The 9,130-nt window shown below is 65.2% G+C and carries 10 protein-coding genes; 3 read left to right on the forward strand and 7 right to left on the reverse strand.

Going from position 1 to position 9,130, the window contains the following annotated elements:
* Positions 1-765, reverse strand: a 765-nt coding sequence (locus AC5RV2_RS11280; protein ID WP_494092402.1) for a phospholipase D-like domain-containing protein, incomplete at its 3' end; no start/stop codon positions are given.
* Positions 766-899: 134 nt separating this feature from the next.
* On the reverse strand, positions 900-1,358 hold the full coding sequence (locus AC5RV2_RS11285; RefSeq protein WP_494092403.1) for a MarR family winged helix-turn-helix transcriptional regulator: 459 nt from the start codon (positions 1,356-1,358) through the stop codon (positions 900-902).
* 174 nt (positions 1,359-1,532) lie between these two features.
* Here AC5RV2_RS11285 and AC5RV2_RS11290 point away from each other — a divergent pair, with 174 nt between their 5' ends.
* Entirely contained in the window at positions 1,533-2,018 is a 486-nt protein-coding gene (locus tag AC5RV2_RS11290; RefSeq protein ID WP_494092404.1) for a YflT domain-containing protein, read from the forward strand.
* A 199-nt stretch (positions 2,019-2,217) separates the two neighbouring features.
* On the opposite strand, the gene AC5RV2_RS11295 is transcribed toward AC5RV2_RS11290, so the two are convergent.
* Positions 2,218-2,820: an NADPH-dependent FMN reductase gene (locus AC5RV2_RS11295; protein WP_494069348.1), complete on the reverse strand. Its 603-nt coding sequence runs from the start codon at positions 2,818-2,820 to the stop codon at positions 2,218-2,220.
* A 310-nt stretch (positions 2,821-3,130) separates the two neighbouring features.
* Between AC5RV2_RS11295 and AC5RV2_RS11300 the strand changes: the two genes are divergently transcribed.
* Together AC5RV2_RS11300 and AC5RV2_RS11305 are read left to right on the forward strand one after the other, a co-directional pair.
* The gene (locus AC5RV2_RS11300; RefSeq protein ID WP_494092405.1) at positions 3,131-3,649 is read left to right on the forward strand and encodes a hemerythrin domain-containing protein; all 519 of its coding nucleotides are present in this window, start codon (positions 3,131-3,133) and stop codon (positions 3,647-3,649) included.
* 41 nt (positions 3,650-3,690) lie between these two features.
* Positions 3,691-3,855, forward strand: a complete 165-nt coding sequence (locus AC5RV2_RS11305) for a hypothetical protein (RefSeq protein WP_494092406.1) — start codon at positions 3,691-3,693, stop codon at positions 3,853-3,855.
* 78 nt (positions 3,856-3,933) lie between these two features.
* Here AC5RV2_RS11305 and AC5RV2_RS11310 read toward each other — a convergent pair whose 3' ends face one another.
* From AC5RV2_RS11310 to AC5RV2_RS11325, 4 genes are all read right to left on the reverse strand, one after another.
* Positions 3,934-5,211 carry a CAP domain-containing protein gene (locus AC5RV2_RS11310; RefSeq protein ID WP_494092407.1) on the reverse strand — a complete coding sequence of 426 codons (1,278 nt, stop codon included), beginning with the start codon at positions 5,209-5,211 and terminating at the stop codon, positions 3,934-3,936.
* Positions 5,212-5,309: 98 nt separating this feature from the next.
* Positions 5,310-6,101 (reverse strand): IclR family transcriptional regulator domain-containing protein, encoded by a 792-nt coding sequence (locus AC5RV2_RS11315; protein ID WP_494092408.1) that lies wholly within the window; start codon positions 6,099-6,101, stop codon positions 5,310-5,312.
* Between the two features lie 69 nt (positions 6,102-6,170).
* On the reverse strand, positions 6,171-8,024 hold the full coding sequence (locus AC5RV2_RS11320) for a bifunctional sugar phosphate isomerase/epimerase/4-hydroxyphenylpyruvate dioxygenase family protein (RefSeq protein WP_494092409.1): 1,854 nt from the start codon (positions 8,022-8,024) through the stop codon (positions 6,171-6,173).
* Positions 8,025-8,061: 37 nt separating this feature from the next.
* Positions 8,062-8,934: a shikimate dehydrogenase gene (locus AC5RV2_RS11325; RefSeq protein WP_494092410.1), complete on the reverse strand. Its 873-nt coding sequence runs from the start codon at positions 8,932-8,934 to the stop codon at positions 8,062-8,064.
* Positions 8,935-9,130 lie beyond the last annotated feature (196 nt).

Consider the following 9,130-nt stretch of genomic DNA (forward strand, 5'->3'; position numbering starts at 1 on the left):
AGGCGGGGCCGGCCGCGCCGGCGGCAAGGGGGAGGCCTTCTGCCGGAGGCCGCGGATCACGTCCGGCAGCCGGTGCCAGGGCAGGCGTGTCATCGGTGCGGGATCGTTCCAGCGTTCGCGAAACACCTTTTCCACTTCAAGAACGACCGGCCCTCGCAGCAGCAGCTGCACGTCGTGCCACGCTGGGGTCGGCCCGTAGGCGGCGGCGAAGCTGCGGGGCTGCGGGTCCCCCTGATGGGCCTCGTCGTCGCCGCGGGAACGGGCCAAATCCATCCCGCCCACGAAGGCGACGTCCGTGCCGGGATGGGCCGCGCGCCGGATGACCACGAACTTCTGGTGGTGGCTGCCGAACCGGCGAACGCGGTGGTCGAGCAGCATCTCGGCGCCCGATGCGTTGACGTCGGCGGCCAGCTCCCGGTTCTGTCCCAACGTGCCCACTATCCAGGAGGGGTGGGATCGCCACAGCAGCCCCTTGACCTGTGCCCCGCGCCGCGCGCTGCGGCTCAGCGCATCCGCCACGGTCAGGCCGCCCGTGAGCAGCTCTTCGGCGTCCATGCGCCACCCGGCAATCAAAACCAGGTCCCCCGGCCCCGTGGCATCCAGCTCAGCGGCCAGGAGCGGGAAATACTCCCGGCCGTGCAGCAGCACGCGCACCTCGTTGCCGGCCGTCCAGGGGAGCAGCTGTGTAGCGTCGTTGCCCCGCTCAGCCCCCGACAACAGCCAGTGTTCGAGAGAAGAGCCTGCCGATCCTCCCGCCAGCCTCATCTCAGCATCATGCCCGCCCGCCCCGCACCGGGCAATGCACAGTCGCGCTGGGCGGGTCCGGGATGCCACACAGGGCTCGGCTTAGCGGCTGCGATGAGTTGCGACAGGTGCTCCCAGCGGAGGTGCGTTCCGGGTCATTCCCGGGTGGACTCGGGCAAGGAAGCCCCGGCCGAGCCGTACTGGAAAAGCCGGGGCGTGGCTGCGGAGAGCTCTTTGGCAAAGCGGACCAGCATTGCGCCGAGCATTTCCCGGTCTTCGGGAGACCACGTGGAGAGTATTTCGTCGAAGGCGGCCGCGCCGGCCTCGCCGATTTGCCTTTGCAGTTCGATTCCGCTGGCTGATGTGCCAAGAAGGGTGGCGCGGCGATCCGCGGGGTCAGGCTGGCGTTCGATCAGTCCTCTGCCTTCAAGCCGGCGGACCTGTGGGTTCATGGTCGATTTATTCACCCCCCACTGTGCGGCCAAGTCCGAAAGGCGCATCGGGCCGTTCCCGGTCAGGTATTCCAGCAGCGCCGTATCAGTTGGTGATAGGTCAGCGGCTGCCGGACCAAAGACGAAGTGTCGGATTTTTTTCCTGCTCGCCCACTGGAGCATCAGGGCGAAGCCGTGACGGACCTGGACTCCTGATGTCGGCCTGCCGCCGTCGCCCGCTTGTGTCGCTGTATCGGTCATGGGAGAAGCCTAGCGGGAAAGGTTCGGTTCGGCTAACCTAACTAAATTTGTTAGACTTGTGGTGTCCACAGAAGCAACACCACTGGAGGTAGAAACATGACCAGCGAACCATTCCAGCATCAGTCGACTGTTTCCGTTCCGGCGGCTCCGGGAACCTCGGCCGTGCTTGCCGAGTTCAAGGATTACCTGCAGGCACAGCGCCTGGTGGACCGCCTCTCGGATGAGAAGTTCCCGGTGGAGCATGTGCGCATTGTCGGCCTCGGCATCAGCAGCGTGGAGCAGATCACGGGCCGGATGACCAAGGGTAAAGCCGCGCTGGCCGGAGCTGCGGGCGGCGCCTGGTTCGGCCTGCTCATCGGACTTCTGTTCGGCATCTTCGTCCCCGGCATTGTCTGGCTGAGCGTGCTGCTGGGCAGCGTCGTTATCGCAGCCGTATGGGGGGCCGCTTTCGGTTTTATCGGGCATTGGGGCACCGGCGGACGCCGAGACTTCAAGTCGGTCAAGTCCCTCGAAGCCGAGCGCTACGCCGTCATGGTCGACGCCGACTACTTCGCCACGGCGGCTGCCATCACCAATCGGTAGCCTCCCGAGGGGTGCCGGCGTCCCCTTCGGCGGAGGGCGGGAGAGCTTGGGCCGCGGTTCACCCTCGACAGGCCCATCCCACCGGCAGGCTCTGCCGGCGTCGACAGGTCCGGGACAGCCTGCTCCGCCGTGTCACCCTGCGCCTTGGGGGACCCTGCCCATCAATGACATGAGTCGATGACTTTGCGTCGTTGTGGTGTCACTTGCGGGATTCGGGATCCTCGTCCCCAATGTGTCCGGCGGCGTTCGCGTCAAGGACACGCTGGACGAAGGCGGAGTACTCCTCCATGTAGTGGCGCAGGAAGGCCTGCGTGGACTCGTCCCTGACCTCGCCGTCGTCACCGTAGATGTCCGGACTGAAGCTGATGTAGGCCTCGGGTGCGTTGAGTTGCGGGGCGTCCAGGAAGCTGAGAACGCTGCGCATGCTCGACTGCATGACGGCGGTGCCGATGCCTCCCGGGGAAGCGCCGATGATGCCGGTCGGCTTGCGGGCGAAGGAGTTGGTCCCCCACGGGCGGGACCCCCAGTCGATGGCGTTCTTCAAGGCGCCGGGAATGGACCGGTTGTATTCGGGGGAGATGAAAAGGATGCCGTCGGAGGCCTCCACCGCTTCCTTCAGTGCCCGGCCCTCGGCGGGATAATCGGCGTCGTAATCCGAGTTATAGAGGGGGAGGTCCCGGATGGGGATCTCATTGAACTCCAAACCCTCCGGGGCCAGCTTGATCAGCGCCTTCGAGAGGGTGCGGTTGATGGACCCGCTGGCCAGGCTCCCGACAAAATATCCGATCCGATAGTTGGGCATGACGGTTTTTCCTTCCAGTCAGCCGGCCGGAACCGGCATTCTTCCTGAGGTCCGGATTGACCCGGCCTGGCGAACATCAGGCCACTCCCGTACTAGCACGACGTGCCGCACGCCGCCAGAGCCGCGGGCGGAGCGATACCACGACCGGCAAGATCCTCTGCACTTTCCCCACGGAGCCCGAGATAATTGTCAGCCCTCGGGCGCCGGGTAGGTGGGGCGGCCGGACCCTCGACAGCCCGCCTGCCCGCATCGACAATGGACAGACCCGGTCCGCCTGCAGGCGGCCACACCTCGACCGGAGGAGCATGCGGTGACCGACAGCAATGTCGAGGCAGAGAACGCGGCCGCGGCCGCCGTCGTTCGCCACCACAGGGAGATGCTGGCCCGGCTGCAGGCGACGACGGCGGAACTTACCCGGGCCTTCGACACCGGTGACGAAGACACCGTTTACAACGCGCACGGCATCCTGCTGGAGTGGGGCGAACGGGAAATGCTGCCGCACGCAGAGTTGGAAGAAGCCCAACTGTACGGGCCGGCCGGTTCGACCGGGGAAGCCCGGCTCCTGGTGGAGTCGCTGCTGGCCGACCACACGGCGCTGGCCTCGCTGCTGGACGAGCTGCGGGGCGCCGAAGGAATTGAGGCGGCCACGGTTGCCGCGTCGATGTGCAGCGTGTTCGCGCTGCACATCGAGAAGGAGAACAGGCTGCTGGTGCCTTTCATCGCCCGGACTCCGGATCTGTCCTTGTCTTCGGCGGTGGAAGGCCTGGTGGAACTCGTCGGCGGCACCCATGTGCACGCGCCGGACGAGAGCAAGCACGCCCACGGCTGAGGGCCTGCAGGGAGGTAAGCGTCGGTGAAGGGAGCAATGTTGTGAGCGAAGACCGACCGGAACTGGATCCGGACATCCCGCAGAACGAAGACGGCATCGTCATCGAACCCGGATCGGAGATCGACCGGGACCTCGAAGACAAGCTGCCGGCGGACAAGGACGGCGTCGAGCCGGAAGGGGAGCAGCCCCTGGGCGGGGACGCGTAGCAGGGCCGCCCCGGCGCTCGCCGGGTCAGGAACACGGCTGGACGCCGCCGGCCCTCGGGCCGCCCCGGCGCCCTCCCGTCAGCTGCCGATGATCAGGGTCTGCCAGCCGCCGACGCCGATGACGGCCCGCGAGCCAAGCTTGTTGATCAGCACCGGGTAGTGGTACAGATTGCCGCGGGAGTCGCGGGCCAGCACGCCTTGCTTTCCGTCGCCCAGATGGTCCCGGATCAGGGACAGATGCGTCATCGCGTTCCAGCCGGAGGAGCCGATGATCCGCCTGGTCTCGGAAACGAACTTACCGGCGCCGTTGGACCGGTACAGCTTGAGCTGGCCCTGGGGTGTCTTGGCGACCACGTCCATCTTGGCGTCACCGTCGATGTCGGCCGTGAAGATCGGCAGGGACTTCCAACCGGTGCCCAGCAGCGTGCGGCTGCCGTGCTTGAGCCCGGCCGGGTTCGGATAGTAGTAGAGCCGGCCGGTGTCGGTGTTGCGGGCCAGCAGCGCGGGGTACGGATCGGCCTGTTTCCACGCGGTGACGGTGACGTCGTAGTTTCCCCACCCGCTGGATCCGATGGTGGCGGCATTTTCCAGTCCGCCGTCCGGCTTGCCGAAGTGCGCCGTCAGTTTGCCGGACTTCCAACGCACCACCACATCGAGCACGCCGTCGGCGTTCCAGTCGGCCACCTGCACCTGTGACACTCCCTTAAACCCGCTCGCCACGAGCCGGCGCTTGTAAAGGTCGTGGCCCTTGGCCGAGTCGTAGGCGTAGAGGTTCCCCGCGGAGTCGATGGCCGCGACGTCGCCGTGCTGGAAGCTGGCGCGGACCATGCCCGGATGCGGGGGCAGCGTTGCCCGGGTGGTTTCGTAGCCGGCCATGTTCGCCACCGCCACGTACATCCCGTACCAGTCCTTGTGCGTGGTCTTCATATACCCCACGCCGATGTCCGTGGCGTTGGGGCTGAGCAGGCCGGCGCGGTGCGCGGGGGAGTTTATCCACCAGTCCACGACCTCGCGGGCGGAGTTGTTGATGGCGATGTTCTCGGTGTACCAGTCGAAACCGCGCGGGATTTCCTTGCTGCCGTAGCCCGGGCGATGGATTTTGTTCATGTCCAGCGTGTTCTTGTTGATCCGGGTGTTCAGCTCCTCGGACCACTGCTGGGCGACATTGCCGACGTTCTGGTTCCAGACCACGGGCGAGAGGCCGTTCTGCGCGCGGTACAGGTTGGTCAGCCGCAGCACTTCGGCCACGAACGGATCCTGCGCGTTCCTGGTGACCGCCGAGGCCGGGGCCACCCCCGCGAAGGCGAGGGCGAGCAGCAGGATAATTGCAATGAATGGTTTCACTAGAACACGCACACCATTCAGGGTACGGGTTGAACGTTAAAACCACGATGGCGAGAGCTTGGCAGAGGTTCCTGCCCGCCCAATAAGCACTACCGAGGCGGACTGACCGTTTAACCCGCGCGGCCGCCGAAGTCGTCAGCAATGTGATCGGCTGCTTCCCGCAACCTGGGCAGCACAGTGGCGGCGATTTCGGCTTCGCTGCCCCTATGGGTTTGCAGCGAGACATTGAGCGCGGCGATGAGGTCGTTGCCGCGACTGACCGGGACGGCGAGTCCCCGGAGCCCGTCGTCAAGTTCCCCGGAAACCAGCGACCAGCCGCGTTCAGCCGCACGTTCCACTTCGTCGCGGAGCTGGTCGATACTGCTGACAGTGTGCGGTGTGTAGCGGGTTAGCTCGATCCGTTCATAGAAGTTGTCCCGTTGGGGCGCGGGCAACCCTGCGATGAGTACGCGTCCCATGGAGGTGGCCCACGCGGGAAACCGGGTGCCGACATTGACCGTGACGCTGAGCATGCGCGGGGCCAGGACCCGTGAAATGTACAGCACGTCGGTGCCGTCGAGGATGCACAGCGAGGCCGTCTCGTTCAAATCAACGGCGAGCTGCTTCAGGTGCGGCTCTGCGCTTTGCGGCAAGGTGAGATTGGCCAGGAAGGACGCACCGATGTCCAAGGAGCGGGCAGTGAGCTCGAAGGTCGTGCCGTCGCTGCGCAGGTAGCCAAGGTCGGTGAGGGTGAGGAGGAAACGGCGAGCTGCAGCCCGGCTGAGGTCCGCCTTGGCTGCCACTTTCGTAATGGTCAGCCGGGGCTCGTCTGAGGTAAACGCCTGCAGCACGGCGAACGTTTTCTCCACTGATTTAACCCAGTAGGCCGGAGCATCGTGTGCGGCGTCGTCCTGCAGCAGCATGGCTATGTCGGTTTCCTTCGGGTCTGCGTGGTGGGGCTCGCCCGGAACATGCGGGCATTGCCAGCGATTCTAACCGTGTTTGCTTAGTCGGTATTGCGCGGAGAGACGGACCGGGGCATTTGGTGCGCCGTAGCCGTCGTAGCTGTTGCGGCGCTCGACCACCTCGAAGAAGACCCGGCCCACGGTAGCCGTGTAGAAGTGGATGAACTCCCCGTGTTCGTCGCGGTCGTAGAGAAGGTTCAGCTCCTGCAGCGTGGCAAGCAACGCCGGGGCCAGACGGAAGCGCGCCTGAAGATCTGCGTAATAGTTCGCCGGGATTTTCAGGAACTCCAGCCCGGCGGCTACCGCGTTTCGGGCCAACGTGACAACATCCGCGCAAGCCAGCGCGATGTGTTGTGGGTAGGCGGAGGCCTCAGAGGGTCCGGATTGTTCCATCGCCAGCGGGGCAATGTTTAGAGCGAGACGGACGTCGCCGTGTTCTGTCTCCATCACCTGGCTGCGGACCAGGCCGACAGGGCTGGGAACTTCGGTCGAAGGGCGCGGGGCCAGGGCCAAAGTGCTTTCGTAGAACAAGACGCTCTCGTCAAAGTGCTGCCAGGGCTGGGCAAGGTTCACATGGTCGATCCTGGTAATCAAGTGCCCGCCGACAGCAGTGGGCCCGGTGGTTGCGAACTCGTCGGTCCAGGCCGCTGTTCCGTCCGGCGTGGCTTGGCACAGGAAAATTTCAGTGGAGTCCGGTGCCCTCACAGCCTGCAGCACCTCTTCGTTGGCCTGGCTCTGCCGAGGGACCGGCACGGCCTTCAGCTGCAGCGCCCGCGAAGCTGCGGCCACCGGGTCTTCAACGTCGAAGCCCAGCGCGGCGATGGTCGGTTCCATCCCACGGGCTTGTTGTTCGTTGATGATGATCCTGGCCTGGCCCTGAACCCACAGCTGCACGTCCTTGGTGCGGTGCCGGCCGCGGAACTCAAAGCCGAGCTGACGCAGCAGGGTCTGGACTTGTCCGGTGTCTTCCGCCTTGACCTCGGCGAAATTAAAACCTGTGGGTTCGGCCACCTGTGGCAGGGTCGCCAGGCGCATCGGAAACGTGATCCCGGGGTCGGTTTCCTGCAGGTGGACCGAGGTGCGCTCCTCCAGCCAGATCAGCGACCGCATGGCATCAACGGCGGTCCGTTCTTCATCGGCCTGCCGGAAGACGTCGTTGAATATTTCCAGGGAGACCGGGCCGTCGTAGCCGCTGCGGACCAAGTGGCCCATAAACTTGTCCAGTTCCCAAGCGCCTTCACCCGGGAAGACCCGGTAGTGCCTGCTCCAGGAGAGCACGTCCATGGTCAATTCCGGAGCGTCCGCCAGCTGGACGAAGAAGATTTTCTCGGCCGGGATCTTCTCGATCCCGGCCGGGTCCCAGCCGCGGGAGAGGATGTGGAAGCTGTCCAGGCATGTACCGATGTTGGGGTGGGCAGCCAAGTCCACGATGCGCATGGCATGTTGGAAGTCATTGACGAAAGTGCCCCAGGCCAAGGCCTCGTAGGCGATCCTGATACCGTACCGGGCTGCCAGGTCGCCGAGGCGGCGCAGCTGAGAGGCCGCGACTTCGTCGTCGTCGATAGTGGCGGTGCCCACGTTGCTGCACAGCAGCATCAGGTCCATGCCCAGCGAGGTCATCAGGCGGAATTTCGCCTCGGCCCGGTAGAGGTTGTCCTCCAGCTGCTCCTCGGACACGCCTTCGAAGTCGCGGAACGGCTGGTAAAGGTCCAGACTCAAGCCCAAACTGGCCGCCATGTCGCGGATTTCTTGCGGGCTTAGCGGGGAGACAAGCAGATCCTGTTCGAAAATCTCGATCCCGTCGAAACCGGCGCGGGCACAGGCCTGCATCTTCTCCTCGAGCGTGCCGCTTAGGCAGACGGTGGCAATGGAGGTGCGCAACAGGGGGACCTTTCGGGTCGGTACGTTCATTGTCAGGTCAGCGGCCCGTGGCCACCAGCTCCAGGAAGTGAGCACGCATCCGGGCGGGATCGGGCTCGACCCCGGTTATCAGGCGGAACGCGTCGACCGCTTGGCCCACGGCCATATGCCCGCCGTCCAGGACCCGGCAGCCCTTGGCGGTGGCGGCCTGAACCAGTTCGGTTTCCACCGGCCGGTAGACCACATCGGCAACCCAGTGCCTGGGCTCCAGCAGCGAGGTTTCAACCGGCACTCCCGGGTGCATGTACATGCCTACTGGGGTCGCGTTGACCACTCCGTCGGCGGCTGCCAGAGCATCGGGCAGGTCAGCGGGTGAGGCCGCCACTACCTTCCGGGCAGGGAAGAGAGCAACCAGTGCGGCTGCACGGGCCGCCGCGCGTTCGGCATCCAGGTCCACCAACGTCAGCTGCTGCACACCCTTTGTCAGCAGCGCATAGGCGACGGCGGACCCTGCCCCTCCGGTGCCGACCTGCACCACTGAATCCAGGGCTGCGTTTGGGAGGCCCTGCTCCATGCCCTGGGCGAAGCCCGAAAAGTCGGTGTTGTGCCCGATGAACTTGCCCTCGTTGATGAGTACGGTGTTCACGGCATCCAGCCGCCGGGCATCGTCGGATATCTCGTCCAGGTGTTCCATCACCAGTTGCTTGCACGGATGCGTGATGTTGAAGGCGCTGAAACCAAGATCGCGGCCGGCCCTGAGCAGCTCGCCCACCGCTTCGGCAGGGCGTTCGATAGCGGTCAGGTCCACCGGCCTGTAGAGGTAGCGGAGGCCCTGCACGTCGGCCTCGCGCTCGTGCATCGGCGGGCTCAAGGACACGGTAATGCCTTCGCCGATGAGTCCGACTAAAAACGACTCCGCCACCGTTGACATGCTGAACACCCTTCGTTCGATTACTGCACAATTGTACGCATATCGCACAACGAGGCAAGACCGCTTGCGCCAAGTTGTGACAGTGGTTAGGCCACGCAGGCAAAGACGTGCCCGCCGCGCTGCCGTGATGGCCGGCGCCGCGGCGGGAGGGCCAAGGCGGGCGAGGCCGGGAGGGAAGCTGCGGCTGCCAATCCGC

The organism is Arthrobacter sp. Y3225116 (assembly GCF_059091245.1).

Coding starts and splice junctions, on each gene's coding strand:
- AC5RV2_RS11290 (WP_494092404.1), top strand. CDS start 1,533: ATGACCAGCGAACCATTCCAGCATCAGTCGACTGTTTCCGTTCCGGCG.
- AC5RV2_RS11325 (WP_494092410.1), bottom strand. CDS start 8,934: ATGTCAACGGTGGCGGAGTCGTTTTTAGTCGGACTCATCGGCGAAGGC.
- AC5RV2_RS11285 (WP_494092403.1), bottom strand. CDS start 1,358: ATGCTCCAGTGGGCGAGCAGGAAAAAAATCCGACACTTCGTCTTTGGT.
- AC5RV2_RS11315 (WP_494092408.1), bottom strand. CDS start 6,101: ATGCTGCTGCAGGACGACGCCGCACACGATGCTCCGGCCTACTGGGTT.
- AC5RV2_RS11295 (WP_494069348.1), bottom strand. CDS start 2,820: ATGCCCAACTATCGGATCGGATATTTTGTCGGGAGCCTGGCCAGCGGG.